We start from the raw sequence: 309 nt of genomic DNA, 5'->3' as shown, positions 1-309 counted from the left end.
CCAGTAACCCATCCCGTCCAGAATATCCAGCAGGGCGCGGTAGAGGGTATCCCCCACACCAAAGCCCCGGGCATCGGGGGCACAGTAGATGGTGCTCTCCACAGCCCAGGCGTAGGCCTCCCGGGGGTGGTAGCGGTGGGCGCAGGCGTAGCCCAGCAGCTTACCGTCCCCATCCCGGGCCAGCAGCAGAGGGATCAGCGCACGGGTGCTGTCCACCCAGTTCTCATACTCCGGCAGGGCAGAGGGCGTTACCTGAAAGGTTGCCGTGTGGTGCAGGACATACCAGTTGAAGATGTCCAGGATCTCTGC

Annotated in this window: 1 protein-coding gene; it reads right to left on the bottom strand. The window is 64.1% G+C overall.

Annotated elements, in window-relative coordinates; translation table 11 throughout:
* Positions 1–309, bottom strand: a 309-nt coding sequence (locus tag P0G09_RS17790) for a GNAT family N-acetyltransferase (protein WP_275253333.1), incomplete at both ends; no start/stop codon positions are given.

Source organism: Faecalibacterium sp. DFI.5.82 (assembly GCF_029076575.1).
Lineage (GTDB): Bacteria > Bacillota > Clostridia > Oscillospirales > Ruminococcaceae > Faecalibacterium > Faecalibacterium duncaniae.
The sequence above is the reverse complement of the archived record's forward strand: the minus strand, read 5'-3'. Positions and strand labels throughout refer to the sequence as shown.